Annotated in this window: 12 protein-coding genes; all 12 read right to left on the bottom strand. The window is 26.8% G+C overall.

Annotation, left to right across the window (positions count from 1 at the left end; genetic code table 4):
* Position 1: 1 nt before the first annotated feature.
* Positions 2–6133 (bottom strand): glycoside hydrolase family 2 TIM barrel-domain containing protein, encoded by a 6132-nt coding sequence (locus JXZ92_RS04025; protein WP_205851753.1) that lies wholly within the window; start codon positions 6131–6133, stop codon positions 2–4.
* An 8-nt stretch (positions 6134–6141) separates the two neighbouring features.
* Positions 6142–10845, bottom strand: a complete 4704-nt coding sequence (locus tag JXZ92_RS04020; protein WP_205851751.1) for a beta-N-acetylglucosaminidase domain-containing protein — start codon at positions 10843–10845, stop codon at positions 6142–6144.
* A gap of 255 nt (positions 10846–11100) precedes the next feature.
* Positions 11101–11226: a hypothetical protein gene (locus tag JXZ92_RS03960; RefSeq protein WP_255533578.1), complete on the bottom strand. Its 126-nt coding sequence runs from the start codon at positions 11224–11226 to the stop codon at positions 11101–11103.
* 154 nt (positions 11227–11380) lie between these two features.
* Positions 11381–12760 carry an MSC_0618 family F1-like ATPase beta subunit gene (locus JXZ92_RS00250; RefSeq protein ID WP_205851749.1) on the bottom strand — a complete coding sequence of 460 codons (1380 nt, stop codon included), beginning with the start codon at positions 12758–12760 and terminating at the stop codon, positions 11381–11383.
* Complete coding sequence (locus tag JXZ92_RS00245; protein ID WP_205851747.1) at positions 12760–14310, bottom strand: MSC_0619 family F1-like ATPase alpha subunit; 1551 nt, start codon at positions 14308–14310, stop codon at positions 12760–12762. Before JXZ92_RS00245 ends, JXZ92_RS00250 begins: the two co-directional genes overlap by 1 nt.
* Position 14311: 1 nt before the next feature.
* Positions 14312–16663 (bottom strand): MSC_0620 family F1-like ATPase-associated subunit, encoded by a 2352-nt coding sequence (locus JXZ92_RS00240; RefSeq protein ID WP_205851745.1) that lies wholly within the window; start codon positions 16661–16663, stop codon positions 14312–14314.
* A complete protein-coding gene (locus tag JXZ92_RS00235) occupies positions 16656–17108 on the bottom strand; it encodes an MSC_0621 family F1-like ATPase epsilon subunit (RefSeq protein WP_205851743.1) in 453 nt (150 codons plus the stop codon). The genes JXZ92_RS00240 and JXZ92_RS00235 overlap by 8 nt, the downstream gene beginning before the upstream one ends.
* Positions 17098–18021, bottom strand: coding sequence for an MSC_0622 family F1-like ATPase gamma subunit (locus JXZ92_RS00230; protein ID WP_205851741.1), 924 nt, complete (start codon positions 18019–18021; stop codon positions 17098–17100). The genes JXZ92_RS00235 and JXZ92_RS00230 overlap by 11 nt, the downstream gene beginning before the upstream one ends.
* Position 18022: 1 nt before the next feature.
* Entirely contained in the window at positions 18023–18523 is a 501-nt protein-coding gene (locus tag JXZ92_RS00225; protein WP_205851739.1) for an MSC_0623 family F1-like ATPase-associated protein, read from the bottom strand.
* On the bottom strand, positions 18510–20111 hold the full coding sequence (locus JXZ92_RS00220; RefSeq protein WP_205851737.1) for an MSC_0624 family F1-like ATPase-associated membrane protein: 1602 nt from the start codon (positions 20109–20111) through the stop codon (positions 18510–18512). The genes JXZ92_RS00225 and JXZ92_RS00220 overlap by 14 nt, the downstream gene beginning before the upstream one ends.
* Entirely contained in the window at positions 20104–23100 is a 2997-nt protein-coding gene (mip, locus tag JXZ92_RS04015; RefSeq protein ID WP_205851735.1) for an Ig-specific serine endopeptidase MIP, read from the bottom strand. Before mip ends, JXZ92_RS00220 begins: the two co-directional genes overlap by 8 nt.
* Before the next feature lie 9 nt (positions 23101–23109).
* Entirely contained in the window at positions 23110–25467 is a 2358-nt protein-coding gene (locus JXZ92_RS00210; protein ID WP_205851733.1) for a putative immunoglobulin-blocking virulence protein, read from the bottom strand.
* Positions 25468–25856: the final 389 nt, after the last annotated feature.

Raw genomic sequence — 25856 nt, 5'->3', positions numbered from 1 at the left:
ATTATTTTTGTGTATTTTGATCTAAATCTAAAATTATTTGTCTTAAATCATTTATTGGTGTTTCTAGTATTTTAGAAAGATATCTAAATTTAGCTACTAATGACTTAGCCATTGTATATTTAGTCACACTTAAATTAGGTGTAATTCTAGATTCCAATGTTTGAACTAATTTTTCATATCTTCTTATTAATTCGTTTCTTACTTCAAATGAACGTTTAGTGAATTTGTATGTATTTGTTTTAGAAAGATCTTCGGAAATTATTGTAAATTCAACAGAATATTGATCCATATATTTAATAACCTTAGCACCTTCACTAACTTGAATGATAATATCATTTAAATCAACATTATCATCGATGTAGTAATCTTTTTGTTCAAGATTAATACCATCCACATATTTTCCTTTAATTTTTACATCGAGCAATTGTGCTTCGCTTTCTAAAGAACTTGTTCTAAACGCTCTTAATTCCCTGACAACAACTCCATTTTTATTGTCAGGTGTTTTCATTCTTATTCTAATTGCGGTTGCATTTACAGGAGTTGCAAATTCGAATAAGGCTCCTTCAGTATCGTTTGAAGGTAGAGAAGCTACTTCAGGTTTATTTTTTAATACTACTTCTTTTCAAAGCGAACTATCTGATAAATTCGAATCTCTATGTTCGTCGATGTGACCAACTTGGTTACCGTTTGGTAAATTAGTTATTGGTTGATCAAAGTATTCTATATGATATTCTTTTGGTAATCCTGAACCACCATCAACACCAAAGAATACTCTAAGAGAGTCTACGCTTTTAGTTTGATTTTCAGAAAGAAGAATACCAACTCAATCTTCATTTCTCTTATTTCTTTGTCAATTAGATCATTTATTTATGCTTGTAGGTTGAGTTTCAATAATATTATCATTTAAATATTGTACTCTATCATTTGATCCGGCTCCATCGTTTGTAAAGCCGGCAATTGCAATAGGAGTTTTTTGATCCGAAACTCTTGCCGAAAGATTTCTGGTTAAAATAACTCCTTGTTTATTATCTTTTGGTATTTTACGATTTACTTGGAATTCGTACACTAATAACCCTTGTTTTCCTCTTACAATATCCATTTTAATTCTTAAAGCATAACCTTTAACTGGTTTTGCAAAATTAAATATTGTACCTGCAGCATTATTTGGTGTAATAGTTGAACTTTCTTTTAGTTCAACATCTTTTCATAATGAATCGTCTGCTAAATTACTATTTGATCCGCTAATATGTGATAATCCATTAGCATTTGGTAAATTTGTTATTGGTTGATCAAATACTTGAATTTTATAATTTGTAGGTGCTTTGGCTCCACCATCTTCACCGAATCAAACTTGAAGTTGATCAAACATTTCAGGTCCAATAATTCCACCACGTGCAAATATAGTACCTACTCAATCAGATGTTCTAGTTGAGTTTCTTTGTCAATCAGATCATTTATTTGAAGTATTGTTTCTAGGTTCTACTATTCCATCGTTTATTTTTTCGATTCTATCTTGTGAAGTAGGATCAATATCATTGGTAAAACTTGCAATTGCGGCAGGATAATCAAATCCAGTTACTTGTTTAGAAATATTTAAATAATCTCCTTCTTTTTCCGGAACAACATTTATGTTTAATTTAGCTTTTAAATCTTCAACACCATCAATTGTTCCAAAAATTGAGTAATCTTCAGAAGATTCTAGATTAGATTGAGTAAATTTATCTCATGTAACTGTTTTAGTTACTTTATTGCCTAAATTATCTGTTACAAGCACAATGTCTGGTAATTGATATGGTTCAAAACCTTTAATAGTATTTAGTGTAATTTCTTCAACTTTTACGTAATCATAAATAGATACTGTAGCATAAACCGGTTCTTGTGTTTCGACAATAGTTCCAGTAATTAAATATACACCCATTTGATCTGTATTTGGAATATTATCTCATTCAACAATTTGTCTTCTTGGGAATTTATCACCTTGATACATTTTCTCTATGTAATTTGGTAGACTTATTTCTTGACCACGTTGTACAGTTAAGTTGAATGAACTATATGAATCAATATTTGATGATTCTTTTGATTTTAAAATCATTAAATTAGTTGTTTGTGTTCTAACTTTTTGACCTTTATATGTAAATTCGGCATAAACTGATATATTATTTTTTGCAATTGAAGCATAAATTTCATTTGATTTAGAACTAAAGTATTTATTATCTTCTGGATCCAATGTTTTAATTTGAATATTACTTAATTGATCCTGTGTAATAATTGAACCGTTTGATAGTCTTAATTCTATTTTTGCATATCTACCACGACCTTCAATGACTGGTAAAACATCTAAATATGCTTCAGTATAATCATTTAAGTTTAAATGATATTTATACTTAAATATATTTACACTACCATCTTGTGCAGTTACTAAAATAATATATTCTCTATTAAATTCATCAATATCAACTATTAATTGCTCAACTTTTGCATTTTTATCAGTAGGAATAACTTCAATCAAAGGATATCCATTTTTATATTCCGATTCAAGTGTATACTCTTTAGTATCATTGTCAAAATTGTCTAATAATTTTGTACCAATATAAACCATTTCTACAGTGTTATTATTTGATTTTACTGTATCTACTTCATCGGTTAAAGCAGGCAATACACTTAAATAAGCTTTTGTTAAAATTTGAGGATTATCTTTTAAATATCCATTAATTTCAATTTCTTGACCTGGTTCAAATTCGTTTACATTTATATTTTCGGTATTTCACACCACTTCTTTATGTTCTAATTCATTTGAGTTATTTAATACTAAAACAGAATTAGATAAAACTAATTTTTCGCCTTTTACATATGATAAATATGTTTTTGTTGGTCTATATAATGTAGATAAATCAACAACTTCAACATTAAGATCAAAAGTTTTTTCTTGATAATTAGCTGTTACTGTGTATTCGCCAGTATTTGAGTTATCTAGTTTTGTTATATCTCACTCAATATTATCATTAACTTTTGTACCGTTAGATAAGATTAGATTAATATCATTTAAATTTGGTTGTTCAAATAAATTAATTGTTATTTTTCTCTTATCTAGAGCAAGTGGAATAATGGTATCAGTATTAGGTAAAGACTCAACTGTTAAAATTGTTGTTTGGGTTGATTCTAGATTTTCTGAATTTGCATTTAAAGTAATTTCACCAGATTTATTTGTAGATCTAACAATAACAAGCGCTTTACCATTGAATAAATGTCTTTTTCAAGTTCCGTCTTCATACGCTTTATATCTTTCGCGTGTAAGAGCGTCACCATTATCAACTCCGACTATTTCACCATCACCTTCAACTGTAAAATTAATTAAATTATCAGCATTCGGATCTTCAATTCCATTTTCATCAACTACAGAAACATGAACATAAGATAAAGAATAGCCGTTTGATAAAATAATATTTTTCTCAGGTTTTAATTGTACTCTAACCGGAGCAGAAGCTCTTTTAATAGTGTCTGTTGCTACTAAATTATTTTCTGAGTCGTATGCTTCAGCTGTAATTGTTTTGTTTTTAAATTCATCGTATTTAATAGGGAATTTTAAATATAACTCATTTTCGTTTGCACCTTGTTGATAAGTAATCGGATTTCCTTTTTCGTCAGTGTAGTTTGTTTGTAATGTAGCAAATTCTTTGGTAGCTATTTCTTGACCATCTGCTTTTAAAATAACTTTTTTAGCATTAGAATAAACTCTTAAATCTAAAGTTCCATCTTGGTTAACAACTAAATTTCTCATTTCTGGTTTATCAAAATTTAAATGGGGAGCTATTTTAACCATAGGATGTTCTTTAACATCTAATCATTGTGATTGATATAAATAGTAATCATTTTTAGGAAATCCAGCTGTATCTACAATACCAAAATATGATGATTTTGGTTTATCATCTCCTTTTTGACCTCATCATGGAGTAGGTTCACCAATATAATCAAATCCAGTTCAAATAAATTGACCGGCATATCATTTGTTATCTCTATCAAATTTTCATGATTGTGTAGCTGTTTTTCCTCAACCTACACGGTTATTTCCGTAATCTGATTGTTGTTTTCCATAATAATTGTTTGCGTTGGTTCCGTTATCATAACTGTTAGGTGCATATCAAACACCACGTGAACGTACGGCTGAAGATGTTTCAGAACCATATATTTTTCAATTTGGATGGAGATTATGCAATGTCGGAGCATTTGCTTCAGAATAGTTCATTCCGACAACATCAAGTTTTTCAGAAGCTGCAGCAATATTAGCATCTTGCCCGTTACCATAACGATATCTATCTGAACCTCATGTTACATATCTTGTTTGATCTACTTCTTTAATTCATTTAACTAAATTGGTTGCAACTGTAACACCTTTTGCTTGTGTACCTTCAGCAATTTCATTACCAATTGACCACATTATTATTGCAGGTGAATTAATTTTTGAACGCACCATTTGTTTAACATCGAATTCTGCTCATGTTTCACCTTCAATTGCATCAGGATGTAATGCTTGTTGCTCGAAGAATCTATGATAGTCATTTGTTTTTTTACCACCATATCAAGTATCAAATGCTTCATCAATAAATAATAACCCTAACTCTTCGGCAATTTGAACTAATTTTTGATCTGCAGGGTTATGTGTTGAACGAATTGCATTAACACCCATTTCTTTCATAATTTTCATTTGACGATAAATGGCGTCATAACTAGCAACAGCACCCAACGCACCTTGATCATGGTGCATAGAAACACCATGGAATTTTAATCATTTTCCGTTTAAACTAAATCCATCATTAGATGTTCAATCTATTTTTCTATATCCATATCTTTGTGTTTCTTGATCTACAACAATATCGTTTCCATCTACATTTTCAATAATTTCTGTTTTTAATAAATATAAATTTGGATTTTTAGTATCTCACAATTGAACATTATTAACGTTAAACTCTGTCTCTAACTTAATTGAACTGCTAGGGTCTATGTTGACATCTTCAGTTTGATTTGTGAATAATATAGTTTTTTCATCACCGAATTTATAAACAGTTTTTTTAATTTTAAATGTTCTTGTTTTTGAATCGTCATTTTTAATTGTATAAATAGCTTTACTTGTAACATTTGATAAGTCGTTAACATCGAAATCATTATTGATAATTTGTGTACCATATGTTTGTAAATGTAATTTATCAGTAACTTTTAATGAGACATCCCTATAAATACCTGAACCTGAATATCATCTTGATGATTCGGATTTGTTTGTTACTTTTACTGTTATAACATTCTTAGCACCTTTAGAGTAATCTAAATATTTACCAATGTTATAATTAAATTCTTGATATCCTGAAGGATAAGTAGATATATATTGTCCGTTTACATAAACTTCAGATTCCATGTAAACACCACCAAAATGAATCTCTATTTCTTTATCCTTTCATTCTGGTTTTACATCTAATTCTTTTCTATATCAAGCACTTCCGCCCTCTAAAGAACCTCATTCATTTGAAATAGTTGAACTAAAATCATTATAAATTGATCAATCATGAGGTAAATTAACGTTTAGCATATGCGAATCATCAAAATTAGTTTTTTTAACTTCAACTGAGTTGACATCATTTATTTTAGCAAATCTTCAATTATCATTTATATTAATAACTCTTTGGTTATCAGTTCCAATTTCGGTATCATTTTTTTCTTTTACATCTTGAATTTCGTTTTCGAAATTAATATCTTTATAACCGCTAATTTCTCTATCTACACTAAAAACTTCTTTAGTTGACAGATTTTCAAAAGTAAACTTGGCGCTCATTTTATTGTTTACATAATCATAATTTATAATTTCAACATTATTAACATTTAAATTTTGACTATTAAATTGAGACAATAATTCTGTTTTATTATTCAATTGGTTAAAATCTGTAATATATTTATTTTCTAATAATTTATCAATTAGTGCAATGTTTATTTTGCTATTTGCTTTATTTTCTTCTGTAGATTGATTATCATTTTTTTCTTTTTCACTCTCTTTTTTAGTGTTTGGTGCAAAACAAGAAACAACGGTTGCAATTGATGCAAAACTGACTAATGATCCTAATATAATTAATGATTTATATTTTTTCATAATTCTCCTTAATTATTTTTATTCTTTTTAATTTTTTTAAATGCAAGATAAAGGGCCATACCAAATGTAACAATCGCATTTAATACAATTAATAAAACTAATGAACTTGAAACATTATTTTCTTTTTTTGTATTTTTAGATGGCGACTCTTTTTCAATTACCACAACATTATTCTCAGGTTTAGTTCCTATATTTGATTCGATTAATGAATACTTATGAGCAGTATTAATTAAATCATCAGTTTGATCTAATAATTTTGCAAATTCAATTTCGTTTTGTGGATTTTCTTTTAGAGAAGTTTCGATATTATTAACCAATTTTGTTGTTGAAGAATAAATTTCAAAAGGTTTAGAATTGTCTTTTGCTTCTCTAGATTTTTCTAATAAATCACTTAAAACCTGTTTTTTAGTTAAAAAATCTTGGTACATTTTATTTAAAGTATCTTTTTTTAACTCTAATGTTTCTAAATCTCTACCTTTTTGGTACAATTCTTCGACTTTATCAGAATAGGTTTTTGGATCATATTCCTCTAAACTTAATAATTTTTCCGCTTGATATTTAATATTTCTTTTTCATTGAACAAAAATATCATTTAAATTATCATCTATATCATAAAGGTTTTGTAAATACATTGTTGTTGAAATATTATTAGATAAAGAATTTAATTTATCATTAACACTATCTTTTATTCTTAAATATTCTTCTAAATATTTATCGAGATTTAAATTATTTTTATTTAAATTTAAGTCGTCTATAGATACTTCTAAATCTTTTACAAATTTTTGGAATAATTTTGAATTTATATATTTATTTGAAGGTTTTAATAAATCTAACTTATCTTTAAATTTAGTTAATTGCGATTTAACTATTTTTGATACTTTTTCAAAATAAGCTGCGTTAATCTCTTTAATTTGTTGGTTTCTCTTATTTAAAGCTTCTTTAGAATAAAAATCTAAGTTTTTACGTGTCACGTCTAATAATTTATATTCTAAAGTTAAATCTAATTTTAAAATATTATTTTTAGTAATTAGATCAATAGAATTTTCTAGAATATTTATTTCCTTTAAGGATTCATCATTTATTTGTGCTTTTTCTAAAGGTACTACTTTTAGTTCAGATAGTTTTTCTCCGATGGAAGATAATTCACTATTAGAATGAATACTTTCATTATTATCGTAATATTTATCTAAATTATTAATCAAATCATTCATTTTTTCAAACACATGATTTGGATAATCATTACTTGTAGATAAACTCAATAAATCTTTTCTTAAAGTATATAATTCTAAATAACGATCAGATTTAGATTTATCAAATACTAATTTACTTTTGATTTTAGTTAATTTGTCAATTCATTTTAAAACTTCATCGTTAGTTAAACTATTATTTCTAGTATTTTTAAATGATTTGAATGTTAATAAATTATTATTAAGCATAACAAATGTTTTTTTAGTTAAATCTTCTGAACTATATTTTTCTAATTCCGCAACTAAGGAATCAAGTTTGTTAATATTATCTTGATTTGCTACAACATCATAAACATACTTAGATTTTATAAGTTCGTTTCTCAATCTATTAATTGCAATTTGTGAATATCCTAATTTGTTTTTTAACAATTCTTCTGCTTTAAAAATTAATGTATCAATATTTTGGTTTGATGTAAATGTAATATTTTCGTGTTTTTTTCGAGATTCTTTTAAATCTTCTAATGCAGTTTTAACTTCTGAATAATCTAAACGATTAAAATTACTTAAAACATCAATTTTATCAAGATGCAATTTAGAATTTCTATATTGAATATTTAGTTTAAGAACAATTTCATCTTTATCGAGAGGTGCTCTAAAAAAGTTTTCCACTTGGTCTAGATTACCCATTTTTTTGTTTTGGGTGACTCCGGTTGTTTTATTGTAAACTGTCGCATAAACTAAAGCATGCGAAATATAAAGAGGGTCTTGCTTAATGTAAAATTCATTAAATAAAGCATTTTCATCTGATTCACTTTCGATAACTAATTCTCCGTTATCAGAGTGCGAAGTAAAGATAAAATCAGAATCTTGGAATAAATATTTATACATATTCATTTCTTCGTTATAATCCGATGAATGAACTCTATAATTATTTACTTTTTCGACATTTTGCTTATTGGCACCATTGGTTATTTGTTCAACATGTGAACTTCTTACTAAGCTAAAATCAGTAATACTAAACTCTAATTCTTCTTCTGAATCGTTGAATAAAATAATATATCTAGCAATAAAAGGTTTTTCATCTGATACATCTTTAGGTACTGAGTTAATTTTATCAAATGTTGTTGAATAATATCTCTTTAGTTTCTTGTTATCTTTATCTTTTCCATCTAGAACTAAATTATATGATGTTATTTGTGAGACAACATTTAAATCAAACGCAATATATTGACCACCTTTTAAAGTTAAAGTTTGTTTTGTTTCATCTTTAGGACTTAAGTATTCTATTTTTGATGCACCAATATATGCTGCACCCACATTTTCACGGTTATTAGGATCTATATTTGAAATAATTTGAGAATTTGCACTTTCATTTTCAACAGTTTGCTTATACAATTCTGGATTTGCAATTTGACTTTTATTTTCTTTTGAAACATATAAATTATCTAAATTTATATTTCCTGACTTTGATTTAATAAAATTAATTTTATTTAAAATGAGTTTTGCAAGAGGTTCTAAATATTGATTACCTGGTCTAACAATTTTTTCTTTATCTCTTGGTTTTGAGCCTTCTTTTAAATCTTCTCTAATTAAATGTTTAGCAAAATTAAATGCCTCTCTAGCTTTATCAGCGTATTGATATGCTTCAAATAATTTAGCTTGTTTTAATCTAATGTTAAAATCATATGAATTTAATTCATCAAACAATTTCATTGCTACTAAACCATTCTTAATTGTTTCGGCTATTTTAGATAATGATAATCCAAATAATTCCATTTCTTGCTTCATTTTTTCATTAGTTGAATAATGCATAAATTCATCATAAGCATCAATTATGGATTCCATTTCACTTAATAATTGTTCTCTATCTGATTCATTTAAATTATTATTTGAATTCAACGAATTTGTAATCGAATTGATTAATGGTCTTATATCCTTAGATTCATCATCAATATTAACCCCTCATCTAGTTCCATCTTTAGATGTAGAAGTCATGTGACTAGCTAATTTCATAAGGGCTTCAGGGGCTTCAGGGGCTATTTTATAAAATGATTCTTTTCATTCTTTTCAAGCGTCAAAGTCTTTAATATTTCATGTATACGAGCTTATTGCACTAATTGCAATTTTAGATAATTCACCTTCTTGCATTGGGTTTGTTACAACACCTAATAATTTACTTGGTTCAACATCGTTATTTAACATTGTTCCGGGCCCTAAATTAAGGGCTGTATAATCTGGATCATTTACAGGTCAATTTAACCAAAATAAAGGTGACCTATTTGTTCCAGAAGTATTAACTCATCAATTTATAGATCTTGTTTCTACACTACCAAAAACATTAGCACCTGTATAAACAATCCATACTTTAGAATTATCAGGTAGTTCTCTTTGGTACTGTTGCAATTGGGCCACTGTTCCTGATCATGTATTTGACATTCCTTCATATTTTGTTGGAACAAACACAAAACCTTTTACTTCTCTACCCTCTTCAGAACCTCATGCAACTAAATCTTCGATTAATTTTTTTACAAGATTAAATGGTTGACCATCAATATCATCTGCTAATAAACCAAATTGCCTAATACCGACTTCATCATACATTTGCTTAAATTTCGCTTTCAATTTTGTAACTTCAGAATCATAATTGTTTTGCAAATCAATAGCATGTGATTTGTTAATTCATGGATGCACGGTTCATGTAAATTCAACACCAGCATAATGCCCTGCTTCAACTGTTTTTTTCATTTTTTCAATTTCTTCAGAAGGATATAATTCATCTCATTTTACACTATGATACGGATCATCTTTTGGAGCAAATATATATGAATTAGCTTTATATTTACCAGCTAATGTCATCATTGAACTTCTATCATCTCAAGACCAAGGTACTCCATAATACCCTTCTATAAAACCGCGAATTTTAGTATCAGCATAATCATTAATTACTAAATCTCTAATAAATTGACCGTTCATTTCTTCAAATATTCAACTCAATGTATTAAAAGCAGCGAAAACACCTTCTTTATCTTTAGCAATTATTACGATATTATTATTTTTAACAACTAGAGAATAAGCATCAAACTTATTGAAATCATTATCAATTTCTGATTCATATTTAGACTCAATATATTTAGACACTTCATCATCAGAACCTTTTATTCCGATTAATACTCTAGTATTTAAATTATTTTTGTCTAATAAATAATCTAAAGTGTTCTCTGATTCTAGAGTAGATTTAAGATTTAAAACAGATTTAATATGATGATCTAAATATTTATCCGACAAAATTGATGATCCACGAACTAGTGTATATTTTGATGAAATAAAACTTAAATTATCAAAATACTTTAAATTATGTGGATTAGGATTAATTGTATATTCTATTTTAGAAACTTCTTTTTCAGAGTCATTTAATTCAGTTTCGTTTAATGTTTGGTTACTGCTATTAAGCGAAACCAAACCAAATAAACTTGAAGTCACTCCTAAAAGAGTAATTTTATTTAAAAATTTCTTATTTATTTTCATAATTTACCTCAAAACGTTCGTATATAAGTATTCTTTTATACAAATTAAATTGTACATTTCTATATATAGAGGCAACTTTTATGCATAAAATATTTTTATTTTAATTTTTAAATAATTTAAAAAAAACGATTTACTCCTTTTTTAGAATTAAATATTCAATTATTAAAAATGTATTTTTTAAATGTTAAGCATAATAAATAATTCTGAATTTAATAAAAAAACATAAGAAAATTTCTAATTTCTTATGTTTTTTTATTATTTTTTATTTTCGTTTTTAATATTATTCCTAATGGCTATAGATAGTGAATTACTATAAGCTTTAGTTGTTTTTTTAAGTTCTTCAATAAATGATTGATCTAATTTTACTTTTGGATTTGACATAATTCCTCCGTGTAATATTCATTATATTTTTCTTATAATATTATATCACTATAAACTTATTTTTTTATTAAAAAGTTAATATTTTAATCATTTTTTTAGCAAAAAATAAGTTTTTGTAAAAAAAACTCACTCTTTTAATGAGGAGTTTTTAAAATTATAATCCTAATTCTTCGTCAGTTGGAATACTTAAGTTATCACCAACGTATTGAAAAATTTCTGGTGATTGCTTAATATATTTACCATCTAAAATTCTAATAACACTTTCGACCGTGTCTTCTAATTTAACATATTGACCAGGCGCCTTTGTAAAATGCTCTGTCATAAAGAAATTTTGTGTAAAGAAGTTTTCTAGTTGTAAAGCTTTTTTAACAATGACTTTACTTTCTTCATCAAGTTCATCGAATCCAAGAATTAAAATAACATCTTCTAAATCTTTATAAGCTTTTAAAATACTTTTTGCTCTTCTTATTGCTTCAAAATGTTTTTTTCCAATAATTTTTTCATCTACTGAGTTAGAATTTGATGCAAGTGGATCAAAAGCAGGGAAAATATTTTTAGCAGATTGGGCTCTTGATAAGACCAAACTTCCATCAAGGTGATTAAACACCGCAACTGCAGAAGGGTCCGATAAGTCATCCATTGGTAAAAACATAGTTTGGAATGAAGTAATTGATCCGTTTTGGTTTCTATATAAACGATCCTCAATATTAGCAACGTCACTATCAAGTGTTGATTGATAACCACCAACAGAAGGTTTTTTACCTAATGTAGCACTTGTTTCATTTTCAGCTTGAACAAAACGGTATATGTTATCAATAAATAATAAAACATCTTCTTTTTCTCTATCTCTTAAATATTCAGCAGCTGTTACACCAATTGGTACAATTGACATACGTGCTCCAGGTGATTCGTTCATTTTAGAAATATACATTACTGATTTATCCATTAATTTAGATTGTTCTAACTCATTGAATAGTTCAATAGCTTCTCTTGAACGTTCTCCAGAACCAATAAAAACATTAGATGTTTTTTGATTTTTACGATTAACATTAAAAATAATTTCTTTCATTAAAACTGTTTTACCAACTCCGGCACCACCAAAAATACCTAATTTATATCCTTTAATAATTGGAATAAAGAAATCTATCGCCTTAATACCTGTTTCTACAAGAGTTACTTCATTTGTTAAATATCTATCATTATTAATAATAGAATTCATTTCAATGTATAAAGGTTTTGTACCTCTTCCTTCTAAAAGAGGTTCTCCACGGAATGAATAAATATTATTTCTTGATCCTTTACCAACTGGAACATAAAAACTTCTTCCTGTGTTTGTAACACTATCATCAATGGAAATTTCGTCAGAAGCATAAATAATTATAGCTCTAACTGTTGTATCATTTAAAACTCTTTTAACTAATAAATATGTTTTACCATTGTGTAAAGTTAATAATGTATTAACTTTTGGTAAATTTTCTTTATCAAACTTAATTTCAATAATATCTGATCATAAATTTAAGATTTTACCTAACATTATTTACCTCCGTTTGTTTCTTTAACTTTTAATTCTCTAGATACTTTTTCTAAATATGCTTCATCTAAACCAATGAAATCATATTCATTATCAATATCTCATTCCAAACTATTGTAATCCGAAAATTGTTTTAACGCACTAGCGAAAAATGATTTAACTAAATTATCATCATAACTTAATCCATTAATAATTCTATTGTAGTTTTCTTTTGCTTGTTGATTTTCAACAATAAATTTATTTAAGAATTTCATAGCTAAATCTTCATTACTAATACCTTTAAGAATTGTTCATGAAACTAATTTAGAAGTGAATAAAATTAATTCTTGCTTATATAATGTAAATCCTCTTTGTTGAAACATTTTATCAATAGTTTTACCTTTGTAAATCAACATAGATGTTTCTTTATTAAAATCGTAATCTAACATAGCCAATTTTAGATGACGTTTATATTGTTTATAAATTTTACCAACTTCGGCAGCAATTTTTGTAACTTGACGACTTTGCACGCTAGAACCTGTACGAGAAACAGATAAATTAATATTAATAGCCGGCAATACACCTTGTGAGAATAAATCTGCGCTGGTTACAACTTGACCATCAGTAATAGAAATAATATTTGATGCAATTAATGAAGTTATATCTCCATCAACTGTTTGTAAAATAGGTAATGCAGTAATTGTTTTACGTCCAACAAACGAACCTGAACGCTCTAATAATTGAGAGTGTGAGAAGAAAGTATCTCCTGGCATGGCTTCTTTTCCGACTGGTCTATCAGTTAGTAAAGCAATTTCACGAATTATATTTGCATGTTTAGTTAAATCATCAAACACAATTAAAACATCATGTGTTTTTGATAAATTTTCAGCATGAGCCATACCAATATATGGTGCTAAATATTGTTCGTATGCACTTGTAGAAGGTGCATCAATAATAATTGTATTTGATAAAGCTTGATTTTCACTAAGTGTGTTGTATATTTTTGAAATAGCTTCACGTTTTTGACCAATAGCAACATAAATACATTTAACACCATTTCTTGCTTGATTAATTATTGTATTTAATGCTATATGTGTTTTACCGGTTTGGCGGTCACCAATAATTAATTCTCTTTGACCTTTACCAATTGGTATCAAAAGATCGATTGGAATAATACCAGTGAATAATTGTTCATTTAAGGTTTTAACAGTCATCAAATCGTGTGCTAATTCAAATATTTTAGCAGTTGATTGACCTTCATTTGGAACTAAATTATTTTTTTGTTTTGTAGGTAAAATAATATTCCCTTCAATATCAATAACTTTTCCAAAGTAACTGTGATATGTATATACACTTGCTTCGTTATTTTCTAAAACAATCTCGGCATTAATTCTTAATTGTGTATTTTTTGTGTTTGCAATTAAAAACGCCTTATTTTTAGTTGCGCTAATTAACATAAGCTTAACTTCTGAATTTTCTTTTAATGAATAAAATTGTCTCTGTTTATAAGGAAATTCACCGCTTACTTCAACAATATAGTCAAATATTGATGTAATTTTTGGATTATTTATCATATTAAATTCCTTTCACTCCTAAACCTACAGCTAATAATACAATACCAGCTATTAAAACGATGGCCATTGTTATACCAATAAGTAGATAAAGTTTTTTAATTTGTGTTGTTTTTTTATTAAATTTGATTAAAGCAACCATTAAGTTGATTAATGAACTTAAACCACCAATTACCAATAAGAATATACCAAAATCTCTTAAGAAATTGGATTTTTCATCAGACTGGCTATTTAATATTTCAATTGCTTCTTCATAATATTTTTGAAAATCTTGTTTTGTTGTTTCGTTATTTAAATCTTTTGATTTAGTTAATTCATTTAAGATTCTTTCATGTTTCGAAAGAGATGTAAGCGAATCAATAAATGAATCGTATCAAATTGTTAAACTAAAAGAACTAGTTTTGACTATTGAATTAAGTTTGTATAAATCAAAACGAACTAAATTATATAAATCATTTAAAACATTTAAATTAAAGTTTTGAGATTCTCAATCTTTAATAATTTGGGCACGATAAGGTTCGCTTTGATCTTCAATTGCTACACCTCAAAATCCAATAATTTGTTCTTCGTAGGCATTCAACATTAATTCATAGTATGGTAAACTATTTACTTTTGAATTTTTTAATTCATTTAATGTTCAAATTCATAAATCTTTTGAGGTTGCTTCTCAACTATTAAAGTCATTATTATAAGATTCGTTAATTTCATTTCTTTTATCATCAAAATCTTTGCTATTATTTAAATCAACAGCTTTTGCAATCATTGAGAAAAGAGCTCTTGAAAGTCTACCACTTTTTAAATCTGTATAATTAATTTTTGAATCAATGCCTAAAGCATGATATAACCTACCAAATTGATCTTTTATTTGGTCAATTTCTGCCTCATGTAAATAATTTTTTGATAGAGCTTCTTCGGATGTATCTAATTGAATTTCAATTTTATATTCTCTTTTTATATTTTTAGTTTTATCATTTCTATCGCTAATCATTACGGTAGCTAACATTTTACCACTATTTTCTGCAATATCAATTACATCATAACTATACCTTGTATTATATGGATTATCAAAGTAAAAAGGAGAATTTTCACGTCTTAAATTATAATCTTGCTCTTCTTTAGCATCAATTTGTTCTTTAGATGTTGGTTGTTCTGAATTTGCAACTTCACCGTTAGAATTGTTATTTGTTGTATTTGAAGTTGATGTTAAAGAACTTTGATATTGATTTTTATATTGTTGGAAAATGTTTTTTAATTGTTCTTTTGTTATATACCCTAAAGAAGCTTTAACATTTGGTAGTAAAGCAGGAATAGCTAAAATTTGTTCTTCAGGATCAACTGGTTCTGCAGGTAATGGCTCGGTTGGTTGTCCCTTTGGAGGTCTATTTGGATTTGTAGGATTTTCGGTGGGTTGTTCTTGATCTTGTTCTGTTTCCTCTTCGATTTCTGTTTCTTGATTTGCTGTTAAGTCAAAATCAATAAAACGAGGTCTGATTCTAGATTTGAAATACTCTTCTCAAGATCCATAATTTTTAGGAACAGTAATTGTATAACCTTGTTTATCTCCGATTGTGTTAAATTCTAAATTAATATCTTTTTCAATTTCGAGCGCATCTTTTTCATTATAAATTATTGAACCTATTGATGTTAATAATTTATCACCATACTGTTTAATGCTTTCTTGAAATTTACCTTTTTGAAGACCGTTAACTTCGTCTTTAGTTTCAATTGATATAACACCATCTTCTTTTACTTCATATTTTTTCTTAATAGCTTCGACGTAGTTTGTTGTTGCGCTTTTCCCTAAAGTTACACCTGTATATTCTTTCCCGTTATAAGTAACATTACCTTTATCAAATTTTTCGTTTTGAGATAAAACATAAGGAAAAATAATAGTAAATTCGTAATCATCCGGTTTTTCTAACATTTTTGCTTTATTAGATTCTAAATAATTTTTTAAGATATGTAAATAAGTAAGTCTACTTAGTCTTTGTTTATAATCTAATTCATCAGACTTACTATCGTTTGAAGAACCTTCTGTTCCTTGGTCTTCACTAGGTCTAGCTTCTAATTTGGCAATTTCATTATCAATATAACTATTTGCCGCTCCTAATGCACTTTCAAGAATTTTTTTAATTTCTTCTTTTGCTATTTTGTCGTACTCAGGAAATTCATTGCTTAATCTTGGCTTTTCTTTTTCGGGATTAGCATTATTTGTATTTGAATTAGAGTTTGAACCTGAAGTTGGAGTAGATGGGGTGGTTGTAGTAGTTTCATTACCAGCAGAAATTAAAGAAATTGGTAAAACTGTTGAAGTAACTAATGAAGCAAATTTTCAAAATTTACGTTTTTTACTCATAATCATCCCTTTCTTTAATTTTTAACTGTTGCATCAATTTATATTCATATAAATCTTCTCTTAATTCATCTAATTTTATTGTTTCATCAATTGTTAAACCAATATTTTGCTTAAATTTTAAATAATTGATTCTTTCGTTTAAGGTATTAATTTTTTCTTTGTGGTTTTGTTTATTTTTCGATCTTTTATAAAATTTCATTGATGAAAAAGTTTTAATAATAGTTTCATCCTCTTCGATAACTATATTTGCATTTTTTAAAAATAAATAAAATTCATTTTCTTTTTCGGATGTAAATTTAACTAATATTTGCGGATATGCACTTATTGAATTTTTCTCTAATTTAATTCAATCGTCTTCATCATTATGATTAATTGATAAAAAGTATCCTTTAAGTGTTAAATGTTTGTTATCTATAAAAGATATGTGGATAGTTTTAAAATTCATCACTACCCCCTTCTTCAAAAACAGTTTTCTTTTTCTTTGTTAATAAAACTATTTCTTCAATTTGTTTTTCTTGTTTTACACGATTGATACGCTTAGATATTTTAAGTAATTCATCATCTAATTGCTTACTTTTTTGGTTTGTAGCAACTAAAGCATTTTTAGCACTATAAAATGATGATTCAGTGATTAATGAATTTATTGAGTTTTCTAAAAATATATTTATTTGGTTTTCGATAAAAGTTTCGATATTAGGGAATATTTTATAATCTTTAATAGTTTCATCAAATCTATTTTTATTTTTAACACCTAAAATTTTATCAATATCAAAATTTTCTAAAGGCAATATTGTGAATGGCTTTTTAAAATTCTTATTAGAATTAATTACAAAATGTACTCTAGAATAATTATTATCGATAAATAAAATTTTCGTCATTTGAGTGAGCGTTTTAGCTAATTTGTTTACAGAAGAATTTTCAAATGACTTAATAACACTTAAATTGTTTTGTTTCGCAAATTGCGAGGCACGATTACCAATAGTAATAAAATCAGTTTCTTTATTCTTGATATTTTCTAATATATTTCTTTCATATCTAGAATATGAATCTGTACCATATTTTTGTTCTTCTGTTAAATATATGTAAAGTTCTTTTTCTTTGATAAATTTTGATTTCATTGATTTTAAGAAATTGTTATTCTTAACTAAAGACACATTTTCGATAAAACTATTTTTAATGTTATATTTATTTTTTAAAGCTTCAATTAATTGAATATTTAAAACCGAATTTTCAACATAAAAACTTAGTGTTTTAGTTAATTTCATAATATTAATTAAAAGAATATTTTTATCATTATTAACCTTTAATTTAATATGTTCAAGGTTATTTTTCTTTTGTACAATATCTTTTAAATGCATTTTAAATCTCTACTACAAATTTCTTATCAAAGAAAACTTTTAATTTTTGTGATGTGCTATCTATGAAGAAAGCGGTATTAGGTAATATTTCTAAAACAAATCCATTATTTAAAAGCGTTTCTATTTCACTATTTAAGGAATCATATAATTTCTGTAAATTTGGTTGAGCACTTTTAGTTAAGTTAAGTGAATAATCATTTGAAGACTCTTTATCAACAATATTTGGAACTAAGACATTAGCACTAAATTTTAAATTAACATTAAAATTAATAATAAATTTTCTAAAAATAATATCATTTCTGTTTTTAATAGCTAAATCTAAATTAGCAACAAATTCTTTATATTCTTTTGAATTAAAACCTAAACTATTTTTAAGTAAAATTGTAGCCATAATTTTACTGTTTGATAAATATTTATCACTTTTAATTTTTTCTTTGTAATTTGCATATAAATCAAAAAGTTGTTTCTGTTCAGGTGTTATTTTTTTCTTATTTTTTCACATGTTTTAATACCTCTTCTTGTTTGTCTTTGATCTTATCTTTTTCAATCTTTACAAGTGTATATAATGAATACCCAACAATATACATTAAGAATGAGAAAATAATAATAAAATTAATTATTGACGCTAATTTAAATAATGGTAAAACTGTTGGTACTGAAATTAAAGTAAAGTTTCTATCAGCAAGTAATAATTCATTTAATCCAAAAATAAACATTAAAATTGTTTGAACAAATATTGCTATAAAAATTAGGTTTGAAGTTGTTTTTGAAAGTGTTTTATTTTTTACTAAATAATGAATATAAATAATTATTGATAAAACAGCAATAACTATTATGTTATATATATTTCAATCAGTTTTATCATCTAATAAAATTGATGAAATAACTAACAATATTCATAGTAATGTTTGTGTCAAAGCTAAAACAATTGTATTTGTTATATAACTTTTAAATTTTCTTTTGCTTGATTCTAAAACAATAAAGTATAGTGCAAATATAAATATACCAATACCAATTATTGTTAAATAAGCAAAATTATATGTTGTATCATCTCCGATAATACGAAAAACTTTATTTATATCTGAAGTTGTTGCAACATATATTAAATAAAGTAATACCGAAATAAATAATGTTATTGATAACATATATTTATCCTTGTTATTATGAGTTAAAAGATTTTTTTCAGATAATCTTGATAAACTTCTAATATTTGAACCTACAATTAAAAAACCAAAAGCTATAAATAATGCAATTATAATAATTAAATTTGTTGCCTTTTTAACTGTAAATAATGATTCAATACTTTCTCATGTTTGATTATCTTTAAACATTAATATCTGTTTTGTGAAGCTTCTTATTTCTGTTTCACCTGAAACATTATTTTTTAATTCTATACTTCCAGCATCAACTGGTGCAGGATTAATTCACGCTTGTGCAATTGCTATAATCGCCACAACTAATAAAAATTGTGAAATTATTTGTATTATAAAACTAATAACAGATGAATAAAGTAATGGTTCTGATTTTCTCTTATAAATATAGTTATATACTTCAAATGAAATATTGATAACTAATAATGGTATCAATAGAAAAGTTAATGATAAAATTTCATTTCAGTGATAAGGTACTTTTTGAACATAAGTCCCCTCTTCTGTTTCAATTGGATTATTTCAATATGTATAAAAAAACATTAACGCAACAGATGCTATTGATAATAATAAATAAGATATATAGAAAAATATATAATGCTTAATTTTTTCTTTTTGCTTGCTAATGTTCTTATAATTTTTAAATATCGAGAATAAAAATACAAAGAATAACGTACTAAAACGTATTAATATAACCGCATTTCCTTCTCTATACTGATCGTCAAACTTAAACAAATTAACTCAACCATCACCATCGTTACCTATGTAAACTTCAGGAAATATAGAAGATTTTGCCATGAATAGCATAACAAGAATACTTGTTGCAAAAAACAATATCAAAATACTCTTGTAAAATAAACTTCATTTACTTCTTGAATCAGAGGTTAAGTGAGATTTGTAATCTGAATAAATTCTTTTATTTTCAAATGTAGTATTATTCATTTTTTCCTTCCTCTTTTTCTAAATCTGTTGATTTAATAAAGCCATTAGTTTCCTTAAATTCAAACCCTTTAGGAATATTATCAAAACCATTTTTAAATAAATGAGTATTTTTGATCTCTCCTTTTTCAAATAACTTTTTCATAGCTTCACGATAAGAATTCTTTTGATCCTTACCACCGCCATAAATTAAATCATATTGAGGTAATGTATATTTTCCAAACATTCCTCCGTAATCGAACCCTTCAGATCTAAATGCGGCTGCTAAACCAGTATTTGAACTAGCGTTTGTGGCATGATAAATAGCAACTACTTCATTATTTTGGGTTCTTAAACTCGAACCACTAGCCCCAACACCAGGAGTAAATCAACGTGGCAGATATTCTAAACCGAAATTAATATATTTTTTATTGTCATCGGTAGAAACATATATATTTTTCTTAGGATCAGGTTTATCACCAACTAAAGGAGCGGCTAAAAACGCATCGGTCAATCCTGGTTTATACGCAAATGACCTAAATCCAATATTGTAAGATAAGAAATTACCTCTTTTAAGTAATTCAGGATTTCCTTGCGGTCCATCTTCAGTTGCTTGTAAATCATAAAATTTATGGTCCGCATTTGTTCAAAGAGAATGACTTCACTCAGCTCTAGCGCGTTGATCATCGTCTATATACGGCTTTAAGAAATAATCTTGAAACCCGCTGCTAATTGATTTGGGATAACCTAACGCAAATATTTGATCTAATTTACTTCAATCGTAATTTCCTTTTGTAGCAAGTGGGAATTCAATTTTTTTATAATTTTTTAAATAAGATTCTGATTTAAATTTTGTTTTGTCTTTTTCTTCTCAATTTGCATAATCATTAGTGACTCACTTAGCAAAATTTTGTGGAGTAATAGACGAAGGCTGAAACGAACCTGTGCCACTAACTCTATTATTTTGTATTTTTCCAAAATCAATTTCAATTACTGCAAAATCTAAAAATTCTTCCGCATCTTTAAATATTTCTTTTTGAGTAGAAGTTATAAATTCACTTGGAGAACTTTTAAGATAATCTCTACCATCAAAAACTCTTCTAACTGTTTCGGGATTCATGGTGAATTGAGTAAAAGTTCCGTTTTCTACTTCCATTTCCATTAATTTAAAGTTATTTAAAATACCATTATTATCACCGTTCAATCTTGTTAAGCCGATACCAGAAAACATTCTTTTATTTTTAGCAATACTATCTGCAACATGTAAATTTGTACCAAAATAAAATTTAGTTGGATATTGACCATTAACAGGCTCTTCATAATCCATAATTCACATTGTTCCTGAAGGTGATGTACCTGTATTTCCTAAACTATCTAAATTATAAAAAGAATTAGAGTTATCGATTGTTTCATTTAAAAGTTTCTTTGTCTCTTCTCTAACTTTTAAATTATTAACTTTCTCTTTATAAAAATTTCTTTCTTCGTTTAAATATTTTTTATAAAGATCGCTAGCATTGGTATCTGTTGTTTCTTTGGCTATAATATCCCAAATTTGTGATTCGTAAGGCTCTAAATAATATTGTTGACCTCCAGCGTCGTTTATTAATTTTAAATATTTATCTTTAGTTGTTTGATCTTTAATATTATTAGCAAAATTAGATAAATGATCAACAAATTTTAAATTTCTTTGAATTTCAACTCTTTCACTTTCTAATTCCGTAATACTTTGATTGCTAAAAGTAACGGAATATGTTTGTTTGGCAAGATTTAAATAATTTTCATTTGTTATTCTTCTTCCTAATCCGCCAATTTGAAAAGTGCTTCTACCACCTAAAGCATCGGCTCAAGTGGGTCCCATCGGAATTAATCTTTCGGTATTCAAACTAAATCCTTCAAAACTTCCATCAGACTTATATTTGGGTATAGAAAACCCTTTTAAAGCAGAAGATTCGTAAGAACTTAATCCAACTTTTTCAGCTTCTTTATTATACTTAGCTATTTCTTCGTCTGTTACGTTTTTTGCATCTTTACGAAGTTCTTTTCAATCATTTAATCTTAGTTGTTCTTTTAAAACATTTATATATTTTGAATCATCAGCGTTAAATCTTTCTTTTTGATTCATTAAAACATATTTTTCGTCTGGTGTTTTAAGTCTTTCAGTAGAACTAGTTAAAATAGTTCCATCATCGTCTAAACCTTGAGAATTAATTTTAAAACCAGAGATTTTATACGACTCAGTATATTGTTGATTTTCATTGAATTTATTTTGAAAAACTATACTTAATAATAACTCGCCTTTTTGATTAGCTTGCGCTAGACTATCTTCTGGTCTAGCATTAGTAATAAATGAGTTTAAAAACCATGAATATTTTGGTTTTATTTTCGCAACCCATGTTGAAATATTTTTTATAAAAGTCGTTGGTAAAACTTCGCTTTTTATATGTCCTTGTTGAGGCGTAAAAGAAGGAGTTGTATTAAGTAATTCAAAAACCGAAACTTCTTTAAAACCATTAGAATCAACTAACTTACTAAACTCTTTAGTTGCTTTTTCTTTTTCGGCGTCAGTTATTTGTCCTTGATTTTTTATATCTAAATCAATTTCTTTAATTATATCAACTAAATTTTCCTTATTACTCTCGCTAGTAATTCTTGCTTCATAATTTTTTAAATTTCTCAAATTTGATAACTTATCAAGTGCATAAGTTTTAATTTGTTCAATACCTTTGTTTTTTAAAGAATTATTTTTTAATTCTCTCGCTTCAGATAATATTTGATCAACAACTGTATTCTTATTAGCGGTTTCTAAACGAGTATTTAATTCTTGCTTCTTATTAGAATCAATATTTAAAAAATCATCATTTAATATATCTCTAACTTCTTGTTTTTTGTGTTCAGAATTATTATTGATTCCATTATTTTTTGAATTATTATCTGTGCTACATGATATCGCAATAGGTAATATTGATATACTAGCAAAACTTAAAAATATTTTTTTCTTACTAATAAAATTCATAATTGCCTCCTATGTAAAATTAAGTTCATCACCTTCTTCAAATTCTTCTACATCAAAACCGTAATTTCTAAGTGATTGAATAGTTTGTATATTACCTTTTCTAACTCTTATGGTTTTATTTAAGGTTTTTGCTAACTCAAAGAATTTTGAAATGCTTTGAACACCATTACTTGTCAATTGTCCAGCATCATCAATAAAAAGATATTTTGTTTCATCTCCATTGCTAAAAGTAATTTTAGGCTCTTGAACACCGGGTATTTTTGGTATAAAGTTTTCAAAACCGGAATCATTTAAGTCTATTAATTTCAATTTATAATTTTGACCAGTATTAGCAAAATTTGCTCTTTGTATTTTTCTACTTCCGTTTTGAGGTTTGATGATATCTTTAAAAACCAATCCTCTTAAAGTTCTAACGCTTGGTGCTCTACCAAAATCTAATCCCATAGGATAACCATTACCACTTTCATTATTATCAGGATTTAAACCTGGACCCATGCTTTGGAATATAGCTTCATTATTTCTAGCTCAGTAAGCACGTCTTAAACCATCATTAATTCTCTTGAATCTATTTGTAGGATCGTCATCAGCATACGATTTATTAATATCACTTTCCTCAAAAGCTAAAGTATCAAATCTTATTCTTGTAATGATATATGCATCGCTTGGATACTCGCTACTTACATTATAATCAAGAGTATTAACTCACGCAGTTTCTTTAAGTGCTCAAGGATTTAGACTTCAACTATCTAAAAGTGAGTTACCATCTGTGTATAACGATAATTCTTTAATCTTTTTATTTTCTAAAGCAATTAACGATGAAGTATTTGTTGCTCTAGCATCAAAGAATAACTCTAATTGCCTTAATTCTTCAGGTAATGCAAGAAGTATTTCTTTGAAGTTTTGAGCAGCATTGGCTTTACCCATATGCTTAATTCTATATGAAGTAATATTTACTTTTCTGTCAGTAAGTTCTTTAACTAATGTCTTTGTACGCTCATAAGCATTACTTTTAGATGCATCAATTTCGACTACATATCCATCATTAACATAATCTCCATCAGTTTTAGGTTGGCCGTTTCTTGTCATTCTAAAAACATCAAGTCCATTTATATTTGATATATGTAAATCTTTAAAATTAGGATCTTGATCAGGGTTTATTTTCGTTTTAGTTCACCCTGGATAAGTTCCACTATTAATATCATCGGCACTACGACCCCAAGGAGTATCATAGTCAAAAGCACGTTTTTGACTATTATTTCTCTCCCTTTCTGCGATAACACCGTTAAATTCTTTAGGTCCGCTTCAACTACTTGAAGTTCACTCACCTCTTTCATTTAAGTAAACATTTCTAGGATCTAAAACTTTACCTTCTCTCAAAAATCTTTCACCCTCAGGCGCAAGTTTTGTAAACTTAGAAAAATCTAAATTTTTAATAATTCATAATTTACGATGTAAATCACTTCTAAATTGCATTGTTGGATATTGAGCTTGTGCTTCTGGAGTTAAAAACTTTTGAAAATCACCGTGCTCAATTAAAACTTGAAAAGTATAATAATCTCTTCGTCAATTTCAATTATTTAATTCATTTTTAATTAAAAATGAATGTAAATTAGTTTCTGTCATTTTACCTTTGTCGACCAAATCTAAAACTTGTAACGCCATACCAATAGTAGAATATTCATGATCACGAATAGTGCGGGCGGCAGCGGCAGCATTATCGGTAACTTTTTTTCTAAGTTCTTCTGTTGGTTCAATGCTAATTAATTCGCCTGTTATATTAGCTAAATATTCTTCTCTATTTGCTATTTTATTTTCAACATCATATGATGATACAACACGCTTTTTAAAGTTTTTTAATTTAGCTTTAACCCTAACTCCTTCGATAGTAATATAAGCATCAGCAACGCCAGGAGTAGGATCCGGAACAACTTCAGGTTGTGGTTCCGGTTTTGGTTGTGGCGTAGGAGCGGGCGGCTCTATAGGTTTAGGAATCGGCTTTGGTTTTTCAATCGGTTTTGGAATAGGTTTTTCAATAATTTTTGGTTTTTCAATCGGTTTTTCAGGTTGTTTTTCAATAATTATTGGTTTCTTTTCTTCTTCTTTAGGTTTTGGTATCACCGGTTCTTCTTTTGGTTGAGGTTTAACTCGTAAATTTAAATCAACATTTGAATTTAATATCTTATCATTATCAAGTTCTAATTGATCTTTATTAATTAAATTCGGTTTACTTTCTTTATTTACAAATTCAAATGGATTATCATTGTCTTTTGAAAAATTGTAAATTAAAGAAGCTACACCACTACTAGAAGCTATAGTAGAAGCTACAACAAGTAGCGTCACTATTTTTTTTCTTTTTGCAAAGTGCATTAACACCTCCTTAGTTTTATATATATTTACATATATATATATATATATTAATAAGACACGTACATTATAGCACTTTAAAAGTTAATCAAAAAAATTGGAACAAAAATATAAAAAACTTTTTCACCTACGGTATAGGGTTAAAATAAAATTTATAAATATTTTTTATAATATTTTTTTAATTAATTTTTAGTTATTGAGTATTAATAGAAAAAACAAATAGCTATGTGGACATTTTCTGCTAATGTCATTTAGTAGGATATTAGGTTTAATTTAATTTACAATTAAAAAACATTTTATAGACTAAATTAAAAATATAATGCTATAAAAAAATATAGAAATATATTGATAACATTAATAGACAAGATTTTGAATAAATGTGTTTAGTTCTA

Source organism: Mycoplasma sp. CSL10137 (assembly GCF_017116845.1).
In the GTDB taxonomy this organism is placed as follows: Bacteria; Bacillota_I; Bacilli_A; order Mycoplasmatales; family Metamycoplasmataceae; genus Mycoplasmopsis.
Note: the sequence above shows the minus strand (reverse complement) of the source record. Positions and strands in the feature narration are given on the sequence as shown.